Source organism: Picosynechococcus sp. PCC 73109, assembly GCF_001521855.1.
Lineage (GTDB): Bacteria > Cyanobacteriota > Cyanobacteriia > Cyanobacteriales > MRBY01 > MRBY01.
This window is the reverse complement of the sequence record NZ_CP013998.1, coordinates 821,009-845,609: the sequence shown is the minus strand read 5'-3', so window position 1 is coordinate 845,609 and position 24,601 is coordinate 821,009. Positions and strand designations below refer to the sequence as shown.

At 50.1% G+C, this 24,601-nt stretch carries 30 protein-coding genes and 1 tRNA gene; 16 read left to right on the top strand and 15 right to left on the bottom strand.

Annotation, left to right across the window (positions count from 1 at the left end):
- Positions 1-2: 2 nt before the first annotated feature.
- Positions 3-323: a hypothetical protein gene (locus AWQ23_RS04085; RefSeq protein ID WP_157072191.1), complete on the bottom strand. Its 321-nt coding sequence runs from the start codon at positions 321-323 to the stop codon at positions 3-5.
- Between the two features lie 298 nt (positions 324-621).
- Entirely contained in the window at positions 622-1,518 is an 897-nt protein-coding gene (gene lipA, locus AWQ23_RS04080) for a lipoyl synthase (RefSeq protein ID WP_062432831.1), read from the bottom strand.
- A gap of 93 nt (positions 1,519-1,611) precedes the next feature.
- On the opposite strand from lipA, the gene AWQ23_RS04075 reads away from it, so the two are divergent.
- Positions 1,612-1,685 (top strand) — tRNA-Pro (locus AWQ23_RS04075).
- 57 nt (positions 1,686-1,742) lie between these two features.
- Here the strand turns inward: AWQ23_RS04075 and AWQ23_RS04070 are convergent.
- Entirely contained in the window at positions 1,743-2,252 is a 510-nt protein-coding gene (locus tag AWQ23_RS04070) for a pentapeptide repeat-containing protein (protein ID WP_062432827.1), read from the bottom strand.
- Positions 2,253-2,498: 246 nt separating this feature from the next.
- On the opposite strand from AWQ23_RS04070, the gene AWQ23_RS04065 reads away from it, so the two are divergent.
- Complete coding sequence (locus AWQ23_RS04065) at positions 2,499-4,109, top strand: iron uptake porin (protein WP_062432824.1); 1,611 nt, start codon at positions 2,499-2,501, stop codon at positions 4,107-4,109.
- Between the two features lie 83 nt (positions 4,110-4,192).
- On the opposite strand, the gene AWQ23_RS04060 is transcribed toward AWQ23_RS04065, so the two are convergent.
- Entirely contained in the window at positions 4,193-4,510 is a 318-nt protein-coding gene (locus AWQ23_RS04060; protein ID WP_012306410.1) for a DUF3082 domain-containing protein, read from the bottom strand.
- A gap of 216 nt (positions 4,511-4,726) precedes the next feature.
- Here AWQ23_RS04060 and AWQ23_RS04055 point away from each other — a divergent pair, with 216 nt between their 5' ends.
- Positions 4,727-4,969, top strand: coding sequence for a hypothetical protein (locus AWQ23_RS04055; protein WP_062432821.1), 243 nt, complete (start codon positions 4,727-4,729; stop codon positions 4,967-4,969).
- Here AWQ23_RS04055 and AWQ23_RS04050 read toward each other — a convergent pair.
- The 4 genes from AWQ23_RS04050 to AWQ23_RS15710 all read right to left on the bottom strand — a co-directional run bounded on the left by AWQ23_RS04050 (position 4,966) and on the right by AWQ23_RS15710 (position 7,191).
- Entirely contained in the window at positions 4,966-5,349 is a 384-nt protein-coding gene (locus tag AWQ23_RS04050) for a VOC family protein (RefSeq protein WP_083500684.1), read from the bottom strand. The genes AWQ23_RS04055 and AWQ23_RS04050 overlap by 4 nt on opposite strands.
- Before the next feature lie 3 nt (positions 5,350-5,352).
- A complete protein-coding gene (locus AWQ23_RS04045; RefSeq protein WP_062432815.1) occupies positions 5,353-6,468 on the bottom strand; it encodes a DUF3747 domain-containing protein in 1,116 nt (371 codons plus the stop codon).
- Positions 6,469-6,621: 153 nt separating this feature from the next.
- Positions 6,622-6,912 carry a hypothetical protein gene (locus AWQ23_RS04040; RefSeq protein WP_062432813.1) on the bottom strand — a complete coding sequence of 97 codons (291 nt, stop codon included), beginning with the start codon at positions 6,910-6,912 and terminating at the stop codon, positions 6,622-6,624.
- A 162-nt stretch (positions 6,913-7,074) separates the two neighbouring features.
- Positions 7,075-7,191: a photosystem II reaction center protein I gene (locus tag AWQ23_RS15710; RefSeq protein ID WP_015132356.1), complete on the bottom strand. Its 117-nt coding sequence runs from the start codon at positions 7,189-7,191 to the stop codon at positions 7,075-7,077.
- A 158-nt stretch (positions 7,192-7,349) separates the two neighbouring features.
- On the opposite strand from AWQ23_RS15710, the gene AWQ23_RS04035 reads away from it, so the two are divergent.
- Both AWQ23_RS04035 and AWQ23_RS04030 read left to right on the top strand, forming a co-directional pair.
- A complete protein-coding gene (locus AWQ23_RS04035) occupies positions 7,350-8,312 on the top strand; it encodes a DUF6282 family protein (RefSeq protein WP_157072190.1) in 963 nt (320 codons plus the stop codon).
- Between the two features lie 33 nt (positions 8,313-8,345).
- Complete coding sequence (locus tag AWQ23_RS04030) at positions 8,346-9,131, top strand: DUF1350 family protein (protein WP_062432810.1); 786 nt, start codon at positions 8,346-8,348, stop codon at positions 9,129-9,131.
- A 17-nt stretch (positions 9,132-9,148) separates the two neighbouring features.
- Here the strand turns inward: AWQ23_RS04030 and AWQ23_RS04025 are convergent, their stop codons facing one another.
- Entirely contained in the window at positions 9,149-10,444 is a 1,296-nt protein-coding gene (locus AWQ23_RS04025; RefSeq protein WP_062432807.1) for a Glu/Leu/Phe/Val dehydrogenase, read from the bottom strand.
- A 208-nt stretch (positions 10,445-10,652) separates the two neighbouring features.
- On the opposite strand from AWQ23_RS04025, the gene AWQ23_RS04020 reads away from it, so the two are divergent.
- From AWQ23_RS04020 to AWQ23_RS03990, 7 genes are all read left to right on the top strand, one after another.
- Positions 10,653-11,234, top strand: a complete 582-nt coding sequence (locus AWQ23_RS04020; RefSeq protein ID WP_062432805.1) for a DUF4126 domain-containing protein — start codon at positions 10,653-10,655, stop codon at positions 11,232-11,234.
- A gap of 52 nt (positions 11,235-11,286) precedes the next feature.
- A complete protein-coding gene (glp, locus tag AWQ23_RS04015; RefSeq protein ID WP_062432803.1) occupies positions 11,287-12,498 on the top strand; it encodes a gephyrin-like molybdotransferase Glp in 1,212 nt (403 codons plus the stop codon).
- Positions 12,499-12,633: 135 nt separating this feature from the next.
- Positions 12,634-13,101: an LptA/OstA family protein gene (locus tag AWQ23_RS04010; RefSeq protein WP_012306399.1), complete on the top strand. Its 468-nt coding sequence runs from the start codon at positions 12,634-12,636 to the stop codon at positions 13,099-13,101.
- A gap of 3 nt (positions 13,102-13,104) precedes the next feature.
- The gene (gene lptB / locus AWQ23_RS04005) at positions 13,105-13,848 is read left to right on the top strand and encodes an LPS export ABC transporter ATP-binding protein (protein ID WP_012306398.1); all 744 of its coding nucleotides are present in this window, start codon (positions 13,105-13,107) and stop codon (positions 13,846-13,848) included.
- A gap of 128 nt (positions 13,849-13,976) precedes the next feature.
- Positions 13,977-14,366, top strand: coding sequence for a hypothetical protein (locus tag AWQ23_RS04000; RefSeq protein WP_062432801.1), 390 nt, complete (start codon positions 13,977-13,979; stop codon positions 14,364-14,366).
- Between the two features lie 29 nt (positions 14,367-14,395).
- On the top strand, positions 14,396-14,968 hold the full coding sequence (lepB, locus tag AWQ23_RS03995) for a signal peptidase I (RefSeq protein ID WP_062432799.1): 573 nt from the start codon (positions 14,396-14,398) through the stop codon (positions 14,966-14,968).
- Positions 14,969-15,002: 34 nt separating this feature from the next.
- Positions 15,003-15,944 (top strand): glycosyltransferase family 2 protein, encoded by a 942-nt coding sequence (locus AWQ23_RS03990; protein WP_062432796.1) that lies wholly within the window; start codon positions 15,003-15,005, stop codon positions 15,942-15,944.
- 11 nt (positions 15,945-15,955) lie between these two features.
- Here the strand turns inward: AWQ23_RS03990 and AWQ23_RS03985 are convergent, their stop codons facing one another.
- A complete protein-coding gene (locus AWQ23_RS03985; RefSeq protein ID WP_062432793.1) occupies positions 15,956-16,618 on the bottom strand; it encodes a class I SAM-dependent methyltransferase in 663 nt (220 codons plus the stop codon).
- Between the two features lie 73 nt (positions 16,619-16,691).
- On the opposite strand from AWQ23_RS03985, the gene AWQ23_RS03980 reads away from it, so the two are divergent.
- Entirely contained in the window at positions 16,692-18,392 is a 1,701-nt protein-coding gene (locus tag AWQ23_RS03980) for an ABC-F family ATP-binding cassette domain-containing protein (protein WP_030005989.1), read from the top strand.
- Between the two features lie 17 nt (positions 18,393-18,409).
- Positions 18,410-19,492 carry a YheT family hydrolase gene (locus AWQ23_RS03975; protein WP_062432790.1) on the top strand — a complete coding sequence of 361 codons (1,083 nt, stop codon included), beginning with the start codon at positions 18,410-18,412 and terminating at the stop codon, positions 19,490-19,492.
- Between the two features lie 28 nt (positions 19,493-19,520).
- Here AWQ23_RS03975 and AWQ23_RS03970 read toward each other — a convergent pair whose 3' ends face one another.
- The 5 genes from AWQ23_RS03970 to psbX all read right to left on the bottom strand — a co-directional run bounded on the left by AWQ23_RS03970 (position 19,521) and on the right by psbX (position 21,680).
- Positions 19,521-19,736, bottom strand: coding sequence for a hypothetical protein (locus tag AWQ23_RS03970; protein ID WP_012306391.1), 216 nt, complete (start codon positions 19,734-19,736; stop codon positions 19,521-19,523).
- Positions 19,729-19,863: a hypothetical protein gene (locus AWQ23_RS16420; RefSeq protein ID WP_254903392.1), complete on the bottom strand. Its 135-nt coding sequence runs from the start codon at positions 19,861-19,863 to the stop codon at positions 19,729-19,731. The genes AWQ23_RS03970 and AWQ23_RS16420 overlap by 8 nt, the downstream gene beginning before the upstream one ends.
- Before the next feature lie 130 nt (positions 19,864-19,993).
- On the bottom strand, positions 19,994-20,530 hold the full coding sequence (locus AWQ23_RS03965; protein ID WP_062432787.1) for a TolB family protein: 537 nt from the start codon (positions 20,528-20,530) through the stop codon (positions 19,994-19,996).
- A 29-nt stretch (positions 20,531-20,559) separates the two neighbouring features.
- Entirely contained in the window at positions 20,560-21,429 is an 870-nt protein-coding gene (locus AWQ23_RS03960; RefSeq protein WP_062432784.1) for a Ycf66 family protein, read from the bottom strand.
- Positions 21,430-21,563: 134 nt separating this feature from the next.
- On the bottom strand, positions 21,564-21,680 hold the full coding sequence (gene psbX, locus AWQ23_RS03955) for a photosystem II reaction center X protein (protein WP_030005983.1): 117 nt from the start codon (positions 21,678-21,680) through the stop codon (positions 21,564-21,566).
- 76 nt (positions 21,681-21,756) lie between these two features.
- Between psbX and AWQ23_RS03950 the strand changes: the two genes are divergently transcribed.
- Positions 21,757-23,382, top strand: a complete 1,626-nt coding sequence (locus AWQ23_RS03950) for an ABC transporter permease (RefSeq protein ID WP_062432781.1) — start codon at positions 21,757-21,759, stop codon at positions 23,380-23,382.
- 100 nt (positions 23,383-23,482) lie between these two features.
- Positions 23,483-24,601 carry a hypothetical protein gene (locus tag AWQ23_RS03945; RefSeq protein WP_062432778.1) on the top strand — a complete coding sequence of 373 codons (1,119 nt, stop codon included), beginning with the start codon at positions 23,483-23,485 and terminating at the stop codon, positions 24,599-24,601.

Genomic DNA, 24,601 nt, shown 5'->3' with positions numbered 1-24,601 from the left:
GGCTAATTCATCAACAATTTCAACTCTTTAGAATAATCAGAGTTATAGGTTGAAAAGTATAAATTTTGGGGTGTGTTTGGGGCGTCAAAGGTAGAGCAATAAGTAAAGTTCTCCTGAGGTTGAATAATTGCATCTATATCTACATCCTTACATTCAAAACCAAGAAAGGGATCCTCATTGTATTCATTGCCAGATAAGTCTTGCAGAAAAAATGATTGATATAAATCACTGGCTCTGACAGGTTGTGATTTTAAATTTTTTACCTCAATAAAGATTCCTACCCACTCGTTAATCGCTTCTTTCTCCTCACCAAAATCCATCATCTTTTTCCCCAGACTTTTAAAGTCTCGAATTGTGATCATCACATCATTTGATTGATAAGATTGACCCCTGGGAATTTCGACAATAGGGGTACTGTCTGTATTGAGTAAATCACTAGTAGTGTCGGTGGGCGAGTCTACGTAAACAGTCTTCGTTGAGCGATTACAAGAACTTAACGAAATTCCAATTAAAGAACTGATTAGTAGAATCTGACTAATTGAGCGAACCATAGCAGCAAAGAAAGTGTTCTTTTAGGACTATATCTTTTTCCTCAGACTTCTGTTCTTAATTAACAAAAATTTATTTAGACACTACATAGAGATTTTTATCTCTGGGGTGGGTTTCCATTAAGCGCCGCACCTGTTCGGCATGGTAGGAACTGCGGGTGAGGGGGCTAGATACTACTTGCAAAAAGCCGAGGGATTCACCATATTCCCGCCAAGCGTCAAATTGTGCTGGGGTAATAAAATCTTGCACCCCTAAATGTTTTTGGGTGGGCTGGAGGTATTGACCAATGGTGAGAATGTCACAGTCTACGGCTCGCAGATCACGCATGACTTCACGCACTTCGGCATCGGTTTCCCCAAGGCCAACCATAATCCCCGATTTGGTGTAAACCCAGGGGGTTAGCTCGCGGGTGCGCTGGAGTAACTCCAGGGAACGTTGGTAATCACCCTGGGGACGCGTTTTTTTATAAAGACGGGGGACGGTCTCGGTGTTGTGGTTCAACACTTCGGGGGCCGCATCAAGGATCGTTTTGAGGGCGTCCCAATTACCGCAGAGGTCAGGAATCAAGACTTCAATGGTGGTTTTGGGTGACAGTTCGCGGGTGCGTTCGATACATTTCACGAATTGGCTTGCGCCACCATCGGGGAGATCATCACGGTTGACGGAAGTGATTACGACATGATTGAGATTCAGACGGCGGACGGCTTCGGCGAGATTGTCGGGTTCTGTGGGATCTAAACCCCGGGGCACTTTGTCAAAGTCAATGTCGCAGTAGGGGCAAGCACGGGTACAGGCTGGCCCCATAATCAAAAAGGTGGCGGTGCCTGCATTGAAACATTCGCCAATGTTGGGACAGGAGGCTTCTTCGCAGACGGTGTTGAGGCTGAGGTCCCGTAAAATTTCTTTGACGCTGCCAACCCGTTGCCATTGGGGGGCCTTTACTCTGAGCCAATCTGGTTTTACCGCCACGGCGATCGCTCCTTATCTTTTGAGAATTTTGGACTTAACGGACAAGTTTTTATCGTAGCAAGGTTTACCTGTGTTAGTATAGGTTCTGTTTTTCGGGATGTAGCGCAGCTTGGTAGCGCACCTCGTTCGGGACGAGGGGGTCGTAGGTTCAAATCCTATCATCCCGATTTTTTGAAAAATCGCGACCAAAGATCTCCTGGATATTTTGCTAATTCCCAGGGGGACTAATTTTTACAGTTGAGACTGTAGCGGGTGTCGGTGCCGGTAATGGTATTGGTGCCGCTGGCTCGTTTGCAGAGCTCGGACAGTTGATAGCGGTCGAGGAGCGCACCAGAAAAATCAGCCCCGTCGATAATCGCTTCGGCAAAATTTGTCCCCGGTGCAACGGCATCGACAAAAAGGGCGTTGGTGAGGTTCGCACCTTCCATGTTGACTTGATCCATAAAGGCTTCGGAAAGGTTGGCTTCAGTGAGATTGGCCTCCATAAATTTGCCTTCGGTGAGGATGGCTCGGCTTAGGTCACTGCCAGTAAAGTCACTCCCCCGCACATCGGCCCGGGCAAAGCTCGCTGCCTGGAGATTTTCGTGGGCAAAGTCATGGTTTGGCAGTTCCGAATAGGTATAGTTCAGTTTACTGGCGGCGATCGCCTCTGGGGTCATCAAAATTATCATGGCGATCGCCAACAGAAAAACCATTCCCACACGTCGAACAAATTGCGCGGCTACAGAAACCATAATTTCACTAACCTCAAAAAATATTTTTCTTTTTCTAGGATACAAGCCTTCCCCAAGGGGGTTACATCCAGAACTTCCATGTAGTACCCGCTAAATTTGCATCACCGCCACAATTTCGTAGGAAATACTACAAAACTTCCACCATAAGTCATGGCAAAACTAAGCCATTCATTTTTTAACCCCGACTTCAACTTTGATTAACCTTGCCAAAATCAAAGCTTCGGGTGTGAGGACAAACACCAAACTATGACTTCTTTGAAAACTGTATCCTTAGCTGCAACCGCTTTTGTGACGATGACCGGCCAGGCGATCGCCGCAGATAATCAAGCATTGCTCGAACAAATTAATCAGTACAGTGCGAACAGTTCTACCGCTCAAGTCAATAGCATTTTCCAGCTCAGCGATGTTTCTCCCTCTGACTGGGCCTTTGATGCGCTGCGAAATTTAGTCGAAAACTACAACTGTATTGTTGGCTATCCCGATGGTACCTATCGTGGCAACCGTCCCCTCAGTCGTTATGAATTTGCTGCTGGTTTAAATGCGTGCTTACAGCAAATTGAGCGGCTGATTACCAGTGGTAGTTCTGAAGTTACGGCAGAAGATCTCGCTGCCCTACGTCGCCTCGTGAATGAATTTGAAGCAGAACTCGCAACTCTCGGTGCCCGCGTTGATGACCTCGAAGGCCGCGTCGAATTCCTCGAAGATCATCAGTTTTCAACGACGACCAAGCTAGTGGGGGAAGTTTCTTTTAATGTTTCTGATGCTTTTGGCGATGGTGTCGATGATGCCCAAACCGTTTTTCAAGACAAAGTTCGCTTAATGCTAGTCACCAGCTTTACTGGCAAAGATCGGCTCTATACACGTTTAAGTGCCGGAAATTCTGGCCCTTCATTTACAGGGCAATACGATACCTTGGGATCTGGATTTGTCCCTAGAACTCAAGAAGGACGTTTTTCCTATGATGGTGAACGTGACAATGATGTCACGATTGATCGACTGCACTATGCCTTTCCAGTTGGTGATAGCACAACTGTCACGGCGATGGCGATTCTCGGTGCTCACCACTTCTATGCAGATACCTTCAATACAGGTCTAGAAGCTGGTGGTGGTTCAAATGGTGCCCTCTCTCGTTTCGGTGAGCGCAACCCAATTTATCGTCTGGGGATTGGTACTTCCACTACCGGGATTGGGATTAAACATGACTTTAATGATGTCTTCCAGCTTTCGGCGGGATATCTTGCAACAAATGGCAGTGATCCGAGCGAAGGAGAAGGACTATTTAACGGCACCTACTCCGCAATGGCGCAATTGGCAATCAAGCCCAGTGACAAGTTTAAATTTGGGGTGAACTATGTCCGCGGCTATGCTACTGATAGTAGTGATTTTGCCTATGGTGGTACGGGAACTGGCTGGGCTAATAATCTGAATAACTCCGGCATGGGCATGGCTGTAAACAATGTGGAAACGAATTCGTTTGGTGGCCAGGTTCAATGGGATGTTACCGATAAAATCAGTCTTCGCGGTTGGGTCGGCTATACTGATGCCAAGTTCGATGAAGGTGAAGCGGATATCTGGACTTGGGCTGGTATTTTGGCATTGCCTGACCTTGGTAAGCCTGGCAATATGGGGGCAATCATCGTTGGTTCTGAGCCCTACGCCACAAACCTAGAAATTGGTGGCAGTACACCCCGAGGCTTTACGGATGATATGCCTTTGCACATTGAAGGGCTTTATAAGTATCAGTTGAGCAAGAATATTTCCATTACCCCTGGTGTAATTTGGTTGATTAACCCAAATCAAAATGAGGATAACGAAGACATTATTATTGGCACGATTCGGACAACCTTCTCTTTTTAGGGAAGCTGGCGGCGAGTGAAGCTGCTTAACTGAAAATGCTGAAAAATAATGACCTGACCCTGGAAGCAATTCTAGGGTTTTTCTTATGAATCACCAGGAGAAGTTGTTTGCTTACCGCTCAAGAGAGACTGGAGACCCAAAATAAATAGACCTACAGCAATGAGGCCAAATACCCCGGTCGCCATGGTAAATAAACCCATAATGAGGGTGCGTACTGTAATCCCGATTTGGATAGCCAGACCATTTCCCGTGGGCGGTTTACTAGCAAAGCCCGCAATGACTTTATTTGTTAAAAGGTAGGCTGCAAAGGACATGGAACCAGCAACGGCAGTACCGTACCAACACCGCAAAGGACTGGGTAAGGTTTCGTCTGGTTTTAGGTCGGGGGTTTCTTCGCTCATCGTCTCGATTTGCTAAATAGTAAAAACTACAAATTACAGGCCAGGGGACATGGTTGATATTTTACGCCTTTGGGGTTTGGGCAAGGAAATTTTCCAGGAGTGCCAAGATCAAGATTTAAGCCAATATTGGGTGATGATGCCACTGGGCCAGGTGTTGCCATAGTATAAAAATTGAGAGAAATATTTCCGTGGCCGTTTACGAGGAAGGATAGATCCATGAAAGTTAAGTTCATGAGTGCAGGCAATTCGGTGAAGTTAGTTATTTTTCTGTTGCTGGCATTTGTGGCGGTGGGAGATGTCTTTTTACCGGAACCTCTCAAGGGGGCGAGTAAACAAATAAAGGCAACCGTAAACAATCTTGTCCTGGGTATTTTGCCACGGGAGGGATTTCAAGATCCCCATGAGCGGACGGAAAAGGCCGTAGAAGAAATGGAACAGGAAGCAGGGAGTCAACCCTAGGGATTGGCTTGAATAGCATTACTTTGGTGCAGAATCAAGCGGTTTTGGGCAGGATCGTAGGCGTAACATTCGCGTCCATGGGAGGCTGTGCTGATTTCACCATTTATCGCTCCCCCTAAGGCCTGCACAGTGGCGATCGCCTCTTCGAGATCATCAACTTCTAGGCAAAAACTTAAAGCGCCTGAGGTTCCGGTAAATTCTGCTTGGTGTTGGGGACTGGGTTTAAAAATGCCCAATTTCAGACCCTTGATCTGAAACTCCGCATAGCGATCTTGACTGTAGCTTAAGGGTTCGTCATTCAGGAGACCACGGTAAAAGTCAACCACCTCCTGCCAAGGGTCAGCGGCGATCGCCACAAAGATTTCTGAAAAATTTGCCATCACTTACTGCACAGGGACAATTTGCACGGCTAGACCCGTTTCTCGCAAACGCATTTGCAGATCTTGGGCTTCAAATTCTGCGGCGAAGGCTCCGGCTTGCATCATCCGGCGATCGCCAACCCAAGTATGAAACGCATCCGGAATCACGGCCTTTAACCGTTCTTTTTGTTCTGGGGTTTGGGCATCAACCACCACCCGGTACCGCAAACCTAAGCTCTGAGCTAGGGAAGCACTATTGGGCGGCGGCGGCGGTTGTTGACCGGGTTCTTCAAGGCGAATGACCCCGGTGTTACTGGAACTATAGGTGGGGATAGAGCGTTGGGGGACAGGGAGAACGTTGGGATTGCTCGGTAGACTCACGATGGGTTCAGGGGCCGCAGGAACTGTAATTGCTGCCACGAGGGTTTCGTTCGGGCGACTGGTGGTTTCTTGGTAGGGAGGCACAAAAATTTGAATTGTTTCGCTGCCAGAGACCGATTTTTCGGTGATTTTGCTACTGGTATAGGTGGTGGGCGCAGTTGCAACCCATTCCTGTCGGGGAGCGGCAGCAACCAGTTGATCACGGGGCCGTTCATTGGCGAGGTAAATGTGACCCAGGGTTTTTCCTTCATAGGTGCGTTTCGCCATGCGCCAACCCGGATTGAGATTAATCTTCAGCATCCCCTGGGCCAGCCCTCCCGTATCTCCCACTTCGATGGGCGATCGCCCCGGATTTTCCACATCAAAAGCCTTGAGGACAACGGCTCCCCTTTCCGGAACCAACTGGAGGCGATAGCGCCAAGCCATATCTTGCTCCCCTAGGCGCAGGGAATAGCCGTTGGAATCGGTGCTGCGGCCACAAATCCCCGTAAAGTCAAATTGCAACAGTAGCGGATCAATGACCGTGGGAGAGCCTCCCTGTTCTCGCCAACAGGCCCGGTTTTGGTCGAGTTGTTCAAGGATCACAAGATTATAGGCTTCACCACCAGCAAGGGGGACGGCGATCGCCACCACATCTCCAGGGGTCAAATCCTGGGTGCCAAACAAACCGCTATTAGCTTGGGCTATGGGTGCAAAGCTAATGGGCCCTAGGGTAGCCATACTCACCCCCAACGCCGTGAGACCTACGCGAATATTCATCTGATCCTCATCACCAAAACGAACAATGGGCCTGGGTTTTCCCCTGGGGGAAAGCTCAGAATTGCCAGCATTTTAGCACCGGACTTTTGCCTCTCCCATCCCCTATCCGGCCATCAGTCAACAAAAATTTATAGTTCCGTGTGCCGACACAGTTTAAAAGGGAGAAATTGTTTGCAGCAGTTTCCGCAACCGGAGAAGAAAAATGGTGTGCTGGATGTCTGCATTGACGGTGGGAGGAAGATTTCGTTCCGCCTGTTCCTGTTGAATTTCGGCGTATTCTTTGGCAGTGACGGGTTCTCCATCAATGGGCGATCGCCCTTCGGTAATCATTTCTGTGCGCAACACTTCCTCCGGTAAATCCTCTGGGGGCGGCAAGGCGATCGAGAGGGGCGTTGTCAGGAGCAAAACAACGGCGGTTATGGGAAAAGCAGGTCGTCTTAGCATGGTGACACTTAGGGGACAGTTGCGGGGGACTCAATGGCCTTTCTTCCCAATGTAGCGAATCCAAAACCCATCCCCATGAAAAAGTGGGGTTGCCCTAGGACAGATCCCCACCATTTTTGATGCTGTAAATCAAGTTTGCTGCGATAAACAGCCCAGAATACTTTATTCGAAATCCTTTCTACCGGGGTTGCGGGTTGGGTCGCTAGATAGAAAACCGAAGATAAACAGAGATACAAAGAAAATGACTGTGATGTAAACAGCAATCTTAAGGGTAAGCATATTTATAGGTCTCCTGTGAACACAAAACCAACGGATGCAATTGGTTTTATGAGGATATTTTAATTAACGTAACATATCATACGTTGATATCCTCGCTTCCGTAAACGAAAGGAATCCTTAAACCGTATTCGCTAGCGCAAAAGCTATCATTCTCTGCCATGGAACGTCCCCTTTATTTCCTTAAAAATCCTTTCCTGTTGCGGCTGTTAGTCGGGATCGGTTTGGGCCTCTGGATTTGGGGGGTTGGGATGCTGGGGGCGATCGCCACGGATTTTAAAGGCAGCATCGATTTCCATGTCCATTCTGCTCCGGATGTCACGGCTAGGTTATACGACGACCTCGAATTAGTTGAAAACGCAGCCCAGGCAGGGATGCAAGCCCTCGTGCTCAAAAACCACGTCACCCCAACGGCGGATCGGGCAGTGTTGGCCCATAAAGTTGTGCCGGACATGGAAGTATATGGGGGCGTTGTGCTCAATGAAACGGTGGGCGGTTTAAATCTCCGGGCCGTGGAAACCATGGATCGCCTGGGGGAAGGGCGGGGAAAAGTCGTTTGGCTACCCACCATTGATGCGGCCCACCATCGTCAGACCCTAAACCACCGCTTTGGGGGATTGCGGGTTGCCCGTTATGGCCATCTGGTGCCAGAAATGCCGGACATTTTGCAGTACATTGCTGCCCATAATCTGGTTTTAGGTACGGGCCACATTTCCCCAGCAGAAATTCTCACCGTTGTCCCTGCGGCGAAACAATTGGGCGTTGAAAAAATCCTCATAACCCATGCCATGGCCACCGTACCAGGATTAAACCTCGCACAAATGCAGGCGATCGCCGACCAAGGGGCCTTTTTAGAATTAACCTATGTAAATACATTGATGGGGGAAAATGCCACCGAAGCCGACCACCAAGCCTGGGAGAATGTGAGTATTGAAACAATGGCGAAGGCGATCCAAACCATCGGTGCAACCCACTTTGTCCTGAGCACCGACCTCGGACGAGCCCTTGATCCATCGCCCATTGACGGCTACCAGCGATTTTTAGAACAGTTGGCGGCGGCGGGCATTTCTAAAGCCGACCTGTACCTGATGAGCCACACCAACCCCGAAAAACTTTTACAATAAAAGCCACTTTTAGTAAGTAACAAACGGCAAATAATGATTTGGCAAGAGTCTGGTGGCAGTTGGATTTTAATCCCAGTACAACCGGTGGGGGTGATTCATTTTTTGGGGGGTGCTTTTGTGGGCACTGCGCCGCAACTCACCTACAAATGGCTCCTAGAACAGCTTGCCGCCGAAGGGTATGCGATTATCACCACTCCTTTTGTGAATGGTTTTGATCATTTGGCGATCGCCCGGCAGGTACTCAACCGCTTTGAAAATATCCTCGAACGCCTGCAAAACTCAAACCAACTGGGCTACCGTTACCTCCCTGTCTATGGTGTGGGCCACAGCATGGGCTGCAAAATTCACCTGTTGATTGGCAGCTTATTTAATGTGCAACGGGCGGGCAATGTTTTGATGTCCTACAACAACTTTCCCGTGAAAAAATCTATTCCTTTCTTCGAGCAGTTTGACCCGGATAACACGATTAATTTTGAATTTACCCCTTCTCCTCTTGAGACCAATGAAATCATCCAAACCAGCTACCAGATCCGACGCAATCTCCTAATTCAGTTCAACAACGACACCATTGACCAAACCCCAGATCTAACCCCCATCCTCATCGAGCGCTTTCCGAATATGGTGGCCACCCTCAACCTCACGGGGAATCACCTCACCCCCTTAGGCCAAGATCTAGACTGGCAATTTACCGAAGGCTTTTCTCCCCTCGATACCTTTGGCCAATGGTTAAAACAAGGCCTATCAAAGGATCTAAAGGGACTGAAAACAGAGATCTGCCGTTGGCTGAATCCTGCTGATTTTGCCGTCTCTAGGGCGTAAATCGAAAGAATTCTCCCCTAGGCCGAACTGCCTGAAAAATAAGTGCGTGTCCCCTTCGCATCTAGGGCCTCACCGAGGCGCATCAAGGCCTGGACATAGGCTGCAGTCCGCATCGAAATCTGTCGCGTTTGGGCAATGTGCCACACCTGGTTTGTGGCTGTAACCATACGTGTCTTCAGCTGATCGCGAATGTCCGTCGCTGGCCAATAAAAGCCACTGCGATTTTGCACCCATTCAAAATAACTCACCGTGACCCCCCCAGCATTGGTGAGAATATCCGGCACCACCATAATTCCCTTTTCTTCTAGGATGACATCCGCAGCCGAGCTAATGGGGCCGTTGGCCACTTCAAAAATTAATTTGGCTCGCACTTGATGGGCATTGTCCGCCGTAATTTGATTTTCAAGGGCTGCCGGAATCAAAATATCAACATCTAAGGTCAGGAGTTGTTCATTGGTGATTGTTTGGTGTTCAACAATATTACAAACGGATTTTTCACAATAAACAGCAGCCATATTCCGACTTTCTGACTTGTACTGGCGGATGCTCGGAATATCTAAGCCCTGTTCTGCATAGATCCCCCCACGGGAATCACTAACGGCGACAACACGGTAGCCAGCGCAGGCTAGTTGTTGGGCCAGTTCTGCTCCGGCATTGCCAAACCCTTGCACCGCAACGGTGGTTTTTTCGGGGACATATTCTAGTTTTTTGCAGATGGTTTTAATTACATCAAAGGTACCACTGGCTGTCGCGGTATTGCGTCCTTGACTTCCCCCCATGCCCAAGGGCTTGCCCGTTACGACCCCCGGCAGAATTTTTCGTTGAATAATGCTGTAATGATCCATCATCCAACCCATCACCATGGCATTGGTATAGGCATCTGGTGCCAAAATGTCCGTGTCGGGGCCAATGGCATCGGCGATCGCCTCGATGTAACCCCGGCTCAAACGTTCTAGTTCGGCTTTAGAAAGGCTTTTGGCATCAACAGTAATGCCCCCCTTGGCTCCCCCAAAGGGCAGATCTAGCAAGGCACATTTGAAGGTCATCCAAAAGGCCAGGGATTGTACTTCGTCTAGGGAAACGTTGGGATGATACCGCACGCCCCCTTTACCCGGCCCCCTAGTGTCGTCATACCGCACCCGATACCCCCGGAAGATTCTCAAAGAACCATCATCGAGGCGCACGGGAATAGAAACGCTCAGGCTCATTTTGGGATATTTCAAGCGTTCGCTGGCATCTTCAGAGATGTTGACGTGGTGGAGCGCTTTTTCGAGGCGTAGGCTAGCATCGCTCAGGAGAGAATTTACCGTCATGGTTCATGGTTTAAGCCGAATAAGGGGTATTAAATCACGGTGACTTTGGCTTGTGAGGTCGGGAACATGAATCACGGGGAAATCGTTACATCTGCTGGTGCGAAATCATTCGGGATTGGAAAAAAGGCCATCCCTAAAAATGGAACGATACACTGAAGGGTAAGGTCTTCTGTCCACGGGATTGTGGCACAGAATTTTTTATGCAGACATGATCATCGGATTTTTGGCGGTATTGTCAGCGGCGGCGGCGGCGGGAATGCGCATCGGTTTACCGTTGCTGATTATTTTGCTGCTCCACAGTGATGAATTGGTGGCAAATTTGCCTGGGATCGGTTGGTTGCCGCCCCGGGTTTTGATCGCTATTTTTACGATGTGGGCCGTGTTTGAGCTGTTTGGCTCGAAACAACTCCTGGGTCAACGCATTCTCCAGGCGATCGCCCTCTTATTTAGCCCGATTGTGGGGGCCATTTTAAGCCTGACCGTGGCCCAGGTGATCCGCCTAGAATTTGAACCGCTCTGGCTGGTGGGAGTAATGGGGGGACTGGTCGCTTTTGTGCTTAAACTGACTTTGACGGGGTGGTTTTTCCGGTTGCGGGGTCTGCCCCTGTGGTGGTCTTTTACGGAAGATTTTTTATGTGTGGTGCTGGTGTTGTTTGCCTTTCAATCGCCGGAGCAGGGCGGGATTATTGCGATGATTTTGCTGTGGTTAGCGGTGCGCAGTTCCACAGAATGGAAACGCTATTACGAAGAGAATCGCCAGCCCCAAGGTGATGCTTCAGGGCCAGACTAACTTGTTTGGCAAACTGACCTACTATATTGGGTGTCAAAATGCGTGACAAAGTATGATTTCCGTTGATCAAGCCCAAGCTTTAATTCTCCAGGCGATCGCCCCCCTGGAAGAGACTGAACCCAGTACCCTGGAAACGTCCCTGGGACGAATTTTGGCGACGACGGCGACCGGAAAATTAGATATTCCCCATTGGGATAACTCCGCCATGGATGGCTATGCGATCCGGTTTGCAGACCTGACAAATCAGCCCGTTGAACTGGAGATTATTGAAACGATTCCGGCGGGTCAAGCGCCCCAAAAATCCTTAGCGCCTGGCCAAGCTGCCCGCATTTTCACCGGGGCAATGTTACCAACCGGAGCGGATACGGTGGTGATGCAGGAGCACACAGAGCAACGGGGCGCTCGGGTCAGAATTTTACAGAATCCCTCTTTGCGGCAGTTTGTGCGCCAGCGGGGTGACTATTATCGCGCCGGGGAACCCCTTCTACAACCAGGGCAACGGTTGGGCGCAGCGGATTTAGCTGTGCTCGCGGCCTGCCAATGTTTGAAATTTCCAGTCTATCGGCAACCGAGGGTCGCAATTTTTTCCACGGGGGATGAGCTGCGATCGCCCCAGGAAAAGTTAGAAATCGGCCAAATTGTTGATTCGAATCGCTATGGTTTGACAGCCTTTGTCCAGGGGCAACGGGCGATTCCGAAAAATTTTGGCATTGTCCCCGATGATCCGGCCCAACTGAAAGCAACCATGGAAAAGGCGATCGCCGCCGGAGATCTGATCCTCTCGACGGGGGGCGTTTCCGTGGGCGAGTTTGATTATGTTGAAAAACTCCTCGAAGAATTAGGGGGCGAAATTTTCATCCGTAGTGTGGCCATCCGTCCCGGTAAACCCCTGACAGTGGCGAAATTTCCTGGAAATAAACTCTATTTTGGGTTGCCCGGCAATCCGGTATCGGCCCTGGTGGGTTGTTGGCGGTTCGTGCAACCTGCGTTGAAAAAGTTGTCCGGCGATGCTGGGCCTTGGGCACCAGAATTTGTCTGGGCCACCTGTGATCAGCCCCTCAAGGGCGCTGGAAAGCGGGATACTTACCTGTGGGGAACCTTGGTAGCCACGGCGACAGATTATCTTTTTCATTTGGCTGGGGGCGGCCACAGTTCTGCGAATTTAGTGAATCTTGCCCAAACCAATGCCCTCGCCATTGTGCCCCAGGGCACTGGTGAAATCCCAGCAGGCGATCGCCTCCGGGTGATGCGTCTCCAAACCTAGGAGAATTTTTGTTGAAAAGGGAAATCCCAGGCTTACTATAGGAAGATAATTCCGCAACTCAATCGGCCATCGTTGCGTCTTTAGGGTAAATAGCCGCACCCAGCGCGCATAGTCTTTTTAGCAGGTACAACAATTATGACGGTCAAGGGCTTTGGTAATCGAATGATTTATGGATTTGGGGGACTCTCCTTGGCGATCGCCGCCACGGTCAGTCAGCTTCCCCCCCAGCAGGCCGCCCAAGCCCAAAATGCCAATGCCCTCACGGTGCGTTCTGATATCCAAGAGGCGAATACCGAAACGGGGATTATCACTGCCCGGGGCAATGTGCGGATCAATTATCCCGCCCGCAATCTCCAGGCTACTGCTGCCCAGGCCCAATATTTTTCAGAAGAACGTACACTAGTGCTCAGCGGCAACGTCTATGTCCTCCAGGATGGCAATAGTCTCCGGGCAGAACAAATGACCTATTCTATTGACGAAGGACGTTTTGTCGCCACCCCAGGCCGCAGCGAACAAGTAGAAGCCAGCTATCTCATTCCCGAACAGCCCCCGACAAGTCAGTCCCGCACCCCTGCCCCCATTACCCTCCCCGAAGACGAATAAACCGTGACCATCGTTCTCGAAAACATCCGTAAAACCTATGGCAAACGCGTCATTGTTAACCGTGTCAATTTAAAAGTAAATCAAGGGGAAATTGTCGGCCTCCTGGGGCCAAATGGTGCTGGGAAAACCACCACCTTCTACATTACAACGGGTCTGATTAAACCCAATGAAGGGCGCGTCTGGCTCCAACGGCAAAACATTACGCCCCTGAGTCTAGATGAGCGGGCCAAACTCGGCATTGGTTATCTCACCCAGCAACCCAGCATTTTTCGGAATTTGACGGTCAAGGAAAATATTCAACTGGTTCTCGAACAGTCCCCTTTGTCTCACCGCCAACAGCAACATCGCCTCAAGGAACTGGTGAGCGAATTTCGGCTGCACCGCATTGTGAATACCCGTGGTCGTCTGGTGTCAGGGGGCGAACGACGGCGTACCGAACTAGCCCGCGCCTTAGCCGTCGGCGGTCAGGGGCCGAAGTTTCTCCTACTTGATGAACCCTTTGCTGGGGTTGATCCCATTGCCGTCGCTGAAATTCAACAAATTGTGGCCCAACTGCGGGAACGGGGCATGGGGATTTTGATCACTGACCACAACGTCCGCGAAACCCTTGCGATTACTGACCGTGCCTACATCATGCGGGACGGGGAAATTCTTGCGGCGGGAACCACGGAAGAGCTTTATAGCAACCCCCTTGTGCGGCAGTATTACCTTGGGGAAAATTTTGAGCGCAATGTGAAATATTTCTAGGGCTGGGGTTGCGGGGCGATCGCCAATGGGTAAGGTTTTTACAGGCTGAGACTTCATAAAACGTTAGGTAAAAGTTCCTAAGAATTCGTTAGGCTCAGAGCAATGACATCATCCTTTTTTAAGAGCCTTTGAATATTGCCGTGTCCGTACTGAGTAGCGTTTTTGAGCAGTTGTGTGAATTTTCCCGGTGCCATTGTATTGCCATCTGTGGCGGTTTGGTTCCCTTTAACCTGATTTTGAGTTTTTTGACCTTGGTTTATGTGGTGCGCCAGGCTTCCCCCAGTTTGATCCAAAGAAATGCGATCGCCGTTTATGGGGGCGTAACCCTGATGGTGCTCCATGTCAGCACGTGGTTCCTGGTCGGCGTTGTAATGGTGCCCACCTTCCTCCTCCCTGCTTTTGGGGCAGTTTGTGTCGCGATTAATCTCTGGGGAACCCAAGCGCCCGCATCCCTGCGCCGTTTCCTGTTTTGGCTGTGGGGAACTGTACTGAAACGAAGCGAACGTGCCACAATATAGAGCCGTCGTATCAAATTTCACGGAGACCCATGGGCGATCAGGGCGAACACCTCAGCACAAATCAACAACCGAAACCATGGGCTGCCCTCTGGGAAAATATTCGCATTCTAGTCATTGCCCTGGCGATCGCCTTGGTGGTGCGCTGGTTTATCGCGGAACCCCGGTATATCCCCTCCGGTTCGATGCTGCCGACCCTCGATTTAGGCGATCGCATTGTTGTCGAAAAACTATCCTATCGATTCCAGCCCGTGCATCGGGGTGATGTGGTGGTTTTCCGGACGCCCCCCCAACTAGAACTCCTCGGTTACGATCCCCAACAAGCGTTTATCAAAAGAATTATTGCCACCCCCGGTGAAACTGTATCCGTTCACAATGGCACCGTGTATGTTGACCAAGCGCCCTTAACGGAACCCTTCATTGCTGCGTCGCCTGACTATGAATTGCCGACCCTAACGGTGCCGCCCCACAGTTTTTTTGTCCTTGGTGATAATCGCAACAACAGCAATGATTCCCATATCTGGGGCTTTGTCCCTGCCGATAATGTTATTGGCCATGCCATTTTTAAATTTTGGCCCCTGAACCACCTCGGCAAAATTCTCTAGAACTATTTTCTCAACCTGCCCCCTCCTTCTTTCGATGATTACTTACTCCATCATCATCCCGGTGTACAACGAAGAAGCGAATCTTCTGGAAATGTATCGGCGTGTTGTCCAGGTTATTGAAGGGTTAGATGGCCCCGCAGAGTTGGTTTTAATCGACGATGGCAGCCAGGATCGTTCCCTCGCCATTTTGGACGAATTACACCAAAGGGATCCCAGGGTCCACTACTTAAGTTTGGCGAGAAATTTCGGCCATCAAATCGCGGTTACAGCTGGTTTGCAATATGCCCAAGGGGAGGCGGTCATTATCATGGACGCCGATCTCCAGGATCCCCCCGAATTGCTTCCTCAATTAATTGAAAAATGGCGGGCGGGCTACCATGTGGTCTATGCCCAGCGGGTGAATCGAGCCAGAGAAAGCTGGTTTAAGAAGCTCATGGCCTATGGCTTTTACCGGATTTTAAATCAATTTACCGATGTTTCCATTCCCACGGATACGGGGGATTTCTGTTTGATGTCCCGTCAAGTAGTGGATATTCTCAACAGCATGCCCGAAAAACACCGCTACATTCGCGGCCTCCGGGCCTGGGTGGGGTTTCCGCAAACGGCGGTGCAGTTCAACCGGGAGCCACGTTTTGCCGGGGAAGTAAAGTACACCTTTCGTAAATCCCTGAAGCTCGCCATTGATGGGATTATTTCCCTGTCCCGTAAACCCTTAAAGATTGCCACTTATTTGGGTTTGGTGACAGCCCTGGTGGCGATCGCCATGATGATTTTGGTGCTGTTTTGGCGGATCTACAATGCCCCGGCCCAATTAATTGGCTATACCCTGATCACCATTGCCATTTTCTTTTTGGGAGCTGTGCAACTCATTTGTCTCGGCATTCTCGGTGAATACATTGGCCGCATTTACGACGAGGTGAAACAGCGCCCCCTCTACACCGTTAAAAAAGCGGCGGGCTTTGACGAAGTACTTTAAGCCAGATTTTTCTAAAGTTTGCAGGCGAGGGTCAGACCATCAGCCACAGGCAATACCGTCAAACTAATGCGTGGGTCGTTGTACAAAGCTTCATTGAAAGCGCGAATTTTTTCTGTACGTTTGTCTTGATCCGCTGGATCTGCCACGCGTCCCGACCACAACACATTATCAACGGCAATGACACCGCCGACCCGCAGTAATTTGAGAGACCGCTCAAAATAATTCAGATAATTTCCTTTATCTGCGTCAATGAAGGCAAAATCAAAGGTGCCCGCTTGCCCCTCCGCTAGCAGAAAATCTAACGTTTCAAGGGCTGGGGCAAGGTGGAGTTCAATTTTTTCAGCGACCCCTGCTTTTTCCCAATAGGTTTGGGCGATCGCCGTTGGCCTTGGGTCGCGATCGCAAGCAATGACTTTTCCGTTTTTCGGCAGCGCTAAGGCGACAACCAGAGCACTGTAACCCGTAAAAACGCCGATATCTAGAGTTTTCTGTGCCCCCAGCAGTTGCACGAGCCAGGCCATCAACTGACCCTGTTCCGGGGCGATCTGCATCCGGGCTGCTGGGTGTTGGGCCGTGATTTCCCGTAATTCTGTGAGAACGGGATGCTCTTTGAGGGAAATGCGGAGGAGGTAATCATATAAAGGGGCGTCCAGGGAGAGGCTACTACGGGTCATGGCAAAGGAGTGAACGAAAAAAGTTTACAATTTGTTATAGACTGATGCTGATCCCAACCAGGAGTTTTTCCCGATGTTAAGACTTGAGCACATCCGCAAAATTTATCCCACCGGCGAAGTTCTCAAGGATATTAACTGGGAAGTGAAAACGGGTGAACGGGTTGGCCTTGTGGGGGTCAATGGTGCGGGAAAATCCACCCAGATGAAGATCATTATGGGGGAAGTGGAGCCGACGGATGGTGAAATTATTCGTCCGGCTGATCTGCGCATTGCCCATTTAACCCAAGAATTTGACGTGGTGCCGACGCGCACTGTCCGAGAAGAACTATGGACAGTCTTCACAGAAGCCAATGCTGTGCAGGATGAAATTCACCGCATTCAGCATGAAATGGCCGAGCCGGATGCCGATTTAGATGATCTGATCCACCAACTTGACCGGGCCCAACGAAAATTTGAAGCCCTTGATGGTTATCGTTTAGAGTCCCAAATTGAAAAAATTCTCCCGGAAGTGGGCTTTGAGATCGAAGATGGCGATCGCCTGGTGAGTTCCTTTAGTGGCGGCTGGCAGATGCGGATCAGTTTGGGCAAAATTCTCCTCCAGGAACCAGATATTCTCCTTCTAGACGAGCCGACCAACCATCTAGATCTAGAAACCATTGAATGGTTGGAAAATTATCTCCGGGGTTTAAAGACGCCGATGGTGATTATTTCCCATGACCGAGAATTTCTTGATCGCCTTTGTACGAAAATTGTTGAAACGGAGCGGGGAATTTCGACCACCTATCTCGGTAACTATTCTCAGTATTTGCAGCAAAAAGCAGAAAATAAAGACGCCCAGCAATCCGCCTTTGAGCGCCAACAAAAAGACTTGGCCAAGCAACAGGAATTCATTGAAAAATTCCGGGCGAGTGCCACCCGCAGCACCCAGGCAAAAAGTCGCGAAAAACTATTAGATAAGGTCGAACGCATCGAAGCACCCATTAGTGATGTGCGCACCCTCAAGTTCCAGTTTCCCCCAGCGCCCCGGGGTGGCCAGGAGGTGGTGACGATTCAGGATTTGACCCACACCTACGACGACAAAATTCTGTTTCTCGGTGCGAATCTGGCCATCGAACGCGGCGATCGCATTGCTTTTTTAGGGCCAAATGGCTGCGGCAAGTCCACAACTCTACGCATGATCATGGGCATGGAAAGCTACGACGAAGGCAACGTTAAAATTGGCACCCACAACATCATTCCCGGTTATTTTGAGCAGAACCAAGCTGAAGCTCTCGACCTTGAAAAAACGGTAATGGATACGATTCACGATGAAGTACCCGATTGGAAAAATGGCGAAGTCCGGACGCTCCTAGGGCAATTCCTCTTTAGTGGTGACACCGTTTTCAAAAAAGTAGGTGCCCTTAGTGGTGGTGAGAAAGCCCGGTTAGCCCTGGCAAAAATGTTGCTGCGGCCCGCAAATTTTCTAATCCTCGATGAGCCGACCAATCACCTTGATATTCCAGCGAAGGAAATGTTGGAAAATGCCCTCAAGGAATATGACGGCACCGTGGCGATTGTCTCCCACGACCGTTTCTTTATTTCCCAAGTCGCCAATAAAATTGTCGAAATTCGCGACGGAGAATTTATTGTTTACAACGGCGATTATCATTACTATCTTGAAAAAATTGAACAGGAAAAAGAAGCAGCACGACGGCGTCTAAAAGCAGAGCAAGAAGCGGCGAAAAAAGCAGCAAAAAAAGCCAAGCAATTGGCCAAGAAAGCGACTAAAAAATAATAGCAAGATGTAGTTTTATGTTTTATCAACCGCCCCTCTGGTTACGGTCTGGCATTGCCATGACAATCTATGCGGCCTTTGGTGCTGCGAAACAGTGGCACAGTCAACCAAAAACATCTCCTTTAAAGTATCGGGAGGTGATCCTGACGGGGGCGAATCAAACACCTATTTTTTGCCAATATGCGCAACCCAGTGATTCAAAAGGGACAATCGTTGCTACCTATGGCATTACCGGTAGTTTAGAAGACCAATGGTTTCTAGAAATCCTCGCCCACAAGGCTTTTCAGGCAGGCTATGGTGTTTTGTTGTTCGATTGGCGTGCCCATGGCAAAACAGCAGCCCTCTCCCCTGATTTGACTAGCGATGGTCTCCTCGAAGGCGAAGATTTTGTGCGTCTAGCGGCCCAGGGCAAACAACAACTGGGGTTAAAGCCGCCTTTTTTCTTTGCTGGTTATTCTCTGGGGGGACAATTAGCTTTGTGGGGATTAAAAAAAGCCCAGGAATTGGATTTAAAGGCTTTAGGGTTGCAACCAGAAGATATTCTTGCGGGCGCTGTCATTTGCCCCAGTTTAGAATCCCACCGTTCCCTCAGTTATCTCGAAAAACATCCGTTCAAATGCTATTTTGAGCAGGCGATCGCCAAAAATTTACAGAAATTGGCTTGGCAACTTCAAAGCTACCATCCCCACGCTTTCCAGACTGAAACCATTGAAAAGGCGACGACGATTCGAGAATTTGATCAATATCTCGTGATTCCAAAGTTAGGTTTCACCACAACCCAAGCCTATTATGAAGCCAGTAGTCCCCTTTATTTTCTCCAGGATTTGCACAGGCCGACTTTTATTCTGTATGCAGCGGATGATCCTCTATTTGCGCCGGATCTTGTTGAAGATCTCCGCTATGTCGATCAACGGAATACTCACCTCAATACCCAAATTACAAAGTTTGGGGGCCATGTGGGTTACATTAGCGATCACCACTGCCAAAACCATTGGGGAGACAGTGATCCCTGGTGGGCATGGCAAAGAATTCTTTCTTGGTTTGACCAACAGTTAAGTCAGCACCACCGGACTCGTTCTGTCACGACAGCGCAACAATAGAACAATAGTCAGAAAGTCGCACAGAAATTCAAAGATCAGAAGAACGGGCTTTGAGGCGCTCGATGATGATCGGCGTTGCAATAACGAGTACCTTAACGACCCAGGGGGCGTAACACAAAGCGAGAAACCCGGCGAGAATAGCCACGCATCCCGTGGCAACTTTGACAATTTCTTCCTTTGTGGTGACACTCAAACAAGTTGCGCAGGCAGCAACTCCGAGACTCAAAATTGATGGGTTAATCATATTCAATACTATTTCTGCAGCAAAAGGCGATCGCCCGAATGGCGTTGGTGCGGATTTTTACTTCCCTAGCTGTCATGGTGGGGCGGTTAGGGAGCGCACAGTCAATAAAAGTTAAGATATATGACATAATACTCCGATCTACTCATCTGTCAAGGTGGAGCAAGACGACTTTTTCTCATATTGTTAACAATTGCCCACAGCAATGGGGCTCAACATTTTCCGCTGAAGCAATCGCCAATTTACCTACAGCGGCGCAGTTAACCCGACGGATTGACAATCACTTCCTGGGGTAAATCAAATTCAATATTCGGGCCACGGTCTAAGACCTCAATATCCCACTGGCCCCGCCGAGCTGATTCAAACACTACATAGCGGCCATCGGGGCTAATTTGGGGGTTGCGCACCCAATGACGGTAGCCCTGGGTCAAAATATCAGACTGCTTGGTTGCTCGGTCATAGAGAATAATATCCGGCTTCCCCAGGGGACTCGACAGGTAAACGAGGTAACGCCCGGTACGGCTCAGGCTTGGACTTTCATAGATCGCATTTTTTTGATTGAGATTCGGCAATTCCACAAACTGCTTTTGGTTTAAGTCGTAAAAAAGCAGTTCACTGGTGCCATGGCGATTGGAAATGAAGGCTAACCAGCGACCGTCCCCACTCAACGCAGGCTGTTCATCGTGGAAGCGGCTATTGAGGGAAACGGGGGTTAAGGGGGTGTTGCCGAAGGAGCAGCCTCCTAGTCCCAGGAGTATTGTCAACAACCAGAGAAAGCGAGGGGTTTGCCTAAACACGTTCGTTAATGGGCAGAAAATTCGGGCAATTAGTAGTCGAAATTGACGGGATTGTTGGGGCGATCGCCTTCTGGCATTTCTGGATTATCGGGGGTCGGATCATCCCAATCTTGATCCTCCCCAAAGGAAGCGCCATCAATGGGTTGATAGTCAACGGTGGCCACTTCTTCGTCGGGGGCACCATAATCATCGGGGCGAGGGCGACGGGGACGACGGGGGGCTGGCGGCTCATCATCGGGCCGGGGGCGGCGGGGACGACGGGGCGCTTCATCGACGGGGCGATCGCCTTGCTCCCAGGCATCTTCTGACCAGACATCAGTGACATTACCGCTGGGGCCATAGGCATCGTAGCCGCCATTGTCATAGCGATCCGGACGGGGGCGGCGGCTAGGGGGTGTGGGGCGACTGGGGCGACGACTGGTGGGGCGACCACTGGGTCGGGTACTCGTTCCCCGGGGGGCTTCATCTTCGTAACCCCGGCTCCGATTCGAACGGGGTTCAGGGTAGCCCCGCAACCGACGTTCATAGCGTTCTTCCCCCTGGTAAGGCTCAATCTGATCCAGCTCCGCCCGATAAACCCGACTGACGGGCCGTTCATCGTCCACAATGGGCGTATTGCGGCGGGCCTGCTCCGTGGCCAAACCCCGGAGGCGAATTGATTCAATGGCGAAAAATACCGCTGAGCCAGACAGGAGAAATTGACCAAATTGCAAAATCGGGTCTAAACGCCACCCTTGGAACAGGAGAATGAAGCCGCACAATAGCCCAACCGCCGCAAAGAAAATATCGTGGTCGCGGGAAAGTTCTGGGCGTACCGACCGTAAAAAATAGAGGGATGCACCCGCTGCGGCCAGCGCAATCCCCAAGATACTGGCGGAATTTAGCCCAAAATTAACCATGGTTGATCTCCCTTGACTCTACCTTCTATACTAACGGCTTCCGTTTCCAGACTATAAGATATCTCAGATGAAAACAGAGGTGGACAATGTTACAAAATGCCCACCTCGCAGTTTCGTGTTTTGGAAGGGAATATCTAGCGCTTAATTTTGTCCTGCTGACTGATGAAAATCAAAAATGCGGTGGCAGGAATGACCACAACTAAGGTGCCAGCCAAGAGGCTGTAGAAAAAGTTTGCCAAAGAGGGAGTCATAATGAGGGTTTCCTTAATGTGTTTAATAATTATTTGTTGATAATTTTGCCATACTCTCCGCCGAATCTTGCCATTGATGTTTAGAATCTCCCTGCCGCTGCCCCGAAATGTTCAGCCCAAGGCTTGGGGGTTTAGTCTTTTTGGCCTGGCGATCGCCTGCAGTTTGATCGACGTTAACGTTCGGGGTGGAGCCCTATTTAATGGCCAGGGTTTAGGCACCCTTGGGCGATTTGTGGGGGCCGCTTTTCAGCCAAATTTAACAATGGACTTTCTCCTCCTGACCTGCCAGGCAACCTTGACCACCTTTGCCTATGCGATCTGCGGCACCTTTTTGAGTTTGGTGGTGGGTACTATCGGCGGGCTACTCAGTGCCAAGTTACTCTGGGAGACGATATTTCCCCAAGGCAAGCAGTTGGGGGGGAGCATCCGGTTGCTCTTGGCTGTGCCCCGTTCGATCCATGAGGTGGTGTGGGGTCTGATTTTGATTAATATTTGGGGCCTAGATCCGGTGGTGGCCTTGGGGGCGATCGCCATTCCCTTTGGGGCGATTGTGGCGAAAATTTTTGCTGAAATCATTGATGAGACTCCCCGGGCCGCCTTTGAAGCCTTAATTTATAGCGGTGTCCCCACGGCTCAAGCCTTTCTCTATGGGATTTTGCCCCAGGCTTTGTTTAATTTGTTGTCCTACAGTTTTTATCGCTTTGAATGTTCCCTGCGTTCGGCGGCTGTGTTGGGCATTATTGGTGCTGGGGGCCTGGGCTATGAGATTTATTTAAGCCTACAATCCCTCCGCTACGAACAGCTTTGGACGTTGTTTTATGCCCTGATTGCGTTGAATGGGATGGTGGATTGGGGGAGTCATTTTTTGCGGCAACGGCTGGATTGTACCAGTCGGTTTGACCTCAACAGTCACCGTTACAAATTGGGGGGACAGCGGCGGGATTGGCTCCTCGGTACGATGCTTTTCGGTAGTGGTTTAGTGGCTTGGGGATTTTGGTATATTCAGCCCGATTGGTCGCGACTCTGGTCTGGCCGGGGCCAAGACTTTTTGGGGGAAGTTATGACTCAACTCCAGACCGTCAGTTTCGATTTCGCCCAGGGAAAACAGTTAGCGATCCTGGGTCTACAGACTCTGGAGATGTCTATTTTGGCGATCGCCTTAGCTGGGGTGGGCGGATTCTTTCTGGCCTTTTTGGCAGCGAAAAATCAGCGGCCCATTTTCTGGGGACAACGGCTCCTGAGCCATCTAATACTCTTGGTTTGTCGGAGTATCCCAGCTCCCATCTGGGCGTTGGTGGTGGTATTTGTGATGTTTCCGGGGATTTTGCCGGGGGCGATCGCCCTGGGGATTCATAACCTGGGCATTTTAAGCAGATTAATGGGCGAAGTGATTGAGAATGTTCCCCTTGCGCCCCTCAATGCTCTCCGGAACTTAGGCAGTAGCGAAGGCAATGTTTGGCTCTACGGTACGGTGCCTTTAACGCTGCCTAATTTTATTGCCTACAGTTTTTATCGTTGGGAAGTCTGTCTACGGGAAACAGTTATTGTCGGCCTCGTGGGGGCGGGCGGCCTCGGACGGCTTTTGATGGAACAATTGAGCAGTTTTAATTATGGTGGCGTCAGTCTGACCTTGCTTTGTTTCCTCTTGCTTACTTGGGGAGTTGATAGTTTTAGTGGATTTTTACGACAACAGCCCCGCTAAATAAACTGAGCTTTGGCGATCGCCGGGGTCTTTTGACAAGACTTTTTTTTTGAGCTTTACTTACAATGACATTTCAAGTCCATAGGCTGTTCTTGCGGTTATGTCCGATGTTGCCCCGTTAAACCTCCAGGATCTGCAAGCGGATCTCCAAACTCAACTTGAAGCAGAATATTTCCCCACAGACCCGATTCAGGTGCGTTGTCTCTTTAAGGAAGGTCTGTTGCTTGTCCTGGTGCAACATCAAGCTCCGGCCCCGGCAGAGCTCCCGCCCCTTTTCCGGCTAATCCGCGATCGCCTCCAGGGTGATCCCCGCGTCCAAGGGCATCAAACCCTCATTTATTTGCGAATCACCGGGGCCAACGAACCCTATGCTTTCCACGCCCTCACCCAGTCTGAAGTCGAGCCTGTTTCCGATGGAGAACCTCCAGAAAATGAACCGGACTCCCCTGAACAATCTGAATTTCCGGAAGATATTGACCTCGAAGCCACGGATGACCCCTTTCCGCCCGTGGGCAATGAGTTAGAAGAAGACTCGTTTGACACCGCTGCCCCAGAAGAAGAGCCGACGGATTCCAGCGGCGATTTTGAAGGGTTTACCACTGCTGACGGGGGGCTAGAAGAGTTTACCGAATCCTCTGATCGCCCTCGCAAAAAAGGCCCCCTAATCCTCGGTGCGGGTTTGTTGTTAGTCCTTGTGGGGGTAGCGGGCTATGGTTTGAGTCGTCCCTGTGTGATTGGTGCCTGTGCGCCCCTGACCACCGCCACACAACTGGCTGATCCAGCCCGATCGCTGTTTGCTGCTGGCGAAAATCCCTCTGGCCAAGCGATTCTCCAGGCCCAGGCCAATTTAGAAGAGGCGATCGCCACCCTAGAAACCGTGCCCCGTTGGTCGCCTCGGTACGGAGAAGTGCAGATCCAAATCGCCGATTACCAATCCCTCAATGGCAGTCTTGGCAATCTAATCACAGGCTTATCCCAGGGAGCAACGGCTGCCCAAATGGCTGAAAATCCGCCCTCTTCTGTGGCCCAATGGCAAGAGATTATCGAACAGTGGCAAACGGCGATCGCCACCTTAGACGCAATTCCAGCAGAGGATTTTTATTACGATTTTGCCCAGGCGAAACGGGCCAGTTATCAACAAAATTTAGAAGCTGTGGAACAACGGGTACAACAACTCCAGGCCCAAGAATCCCCAACCCCGGCTGCAGCCAGCAATTAG